Genomic DNA, 1,158 nt, shown 5'->3' with positions numbered 1-1,158 from the left:
AGGCGGCGGAGCGGCGGGAACAGGACGATCCCTGGGCTCCTACGGGCGAGTTCAGCCTGGAGCCCCCGTTCTAGCCAGGGGCGCCGCGGTCAAACTTCGTTGAGAATCGTCAAACTTCGGTGAGACAGGACAGCCGGCCTTCGTCAGGGCTCCCGGAACCGGACCAGCGGTGGGTGCTCCACGGCGTCCGGGTCGGCCCGCGGGTCGTAGACGGCGAGCCCGGCCGCCCGCACCCTGCGCTGCCTGGAACGGGGCCGGCGGGCTGAGCGTGGGACCGGAGCGGTTGAGCAGCACGGAGATTTCGGCGGGGAGCGCCGATCAAGCCCTTCTTCTACGTCTTACGTCGAGCGCCTATCCTGAGGTCGCTTGTCTACTCAGGGGGAGATGTGACAGAGCCGTCGCGGAAGATGCAGAAGGAACTGGCCGGGGCCGGGTATCGGACGACCAGAGAAGTCGACTCCGGAGAAGAGACGAGCTTCCTGTGGCATCCCGCTTACCACGACGGGTTCATGGCCATCGGATGGGCCATCAACCGTGCTGCCGGATGGGGCGCCTACGCGCGGAACCGTAATGGTGACGGCGTGCGCCTGGGCCATGCCGACAGTCTCGATCAGGCCTTCGTCGCCATCATCGGGTGGGCTGCCGAGCATGGGCACGTGTGACCCGCCGAGTTCTGCGCAACGGTGATCCACTTCCGGATCCCGTCGAGAACGAGGGCGGAGCGGACGATGTCGCCACCCGGACCGGACCCGCGGCCCGGCTGTGCCTCCACACGACACCGGGCTGCTTCCGGCGGTCCGTAGCGTGGCACGGTAGCCCACCCAGAGAGCGGGTCACCCCCTATCCGGGCCGCCCCGACGCGCCCGTCAGGCGCGCCCATACACCCTCCAGAACGTCGATCAACCCCCGCGTGACCAGCAAAAATATCGTCCTCCGCCTGCCGGCGACGAACGGGCCGGGGGTGGCCTCCGCGCGTCTGGTCGTTTGGAGCATTTCGGCGGGGCTGTCCCTGGGTGGTGGGGCGGCCCCGCCGGGCGGGCCGGTGCGTCGTTGGCCGGGGCGTTAGGCCGTGTCTCATAATTGATCTTGTGGTGGGTCGAGGAGAGATAACGGATGCCGCGTGGGCTCGGATAGAGCCGTTGTTGCCGCAGCGGGACG

Annotated in this window: 1 protein-coding gene; it reads left to right on the top strand. The window is 68.4% G+C overall.

Annotated features, from left to right (window positions below; all coding sequences use genetic code 11):
• Positions 1-407 precede the first annotated feature (407 nt).
• Positions 408-662: a hypothetical protein gene (locus tag ACFVVA_RS42130; RefSeq protein ID WP_387696019.1), complete on the top strand. Its 255-nt coding sequence runs from the start codon at positions 408-410 to the stop codon at positions 660-662.
• Positions 663-1,158: the final 496 nt, after the last annotated feature.

Origin of the sequence: Kitasatospora sp. NPDC058048 (assembly GCF_042885555.1) — a bacterium.
GTDB classification, from domain to species: domain Bacteria; phylum Actinomycetota; class Actinomycetes; order Streptomycetales; family Streptomycetaceae; genus Kitasatospora; species Kitasatospora lactacystinica.
This window is presented reverse-complemented; position numbering and strand designations above follow the sequence as displayed.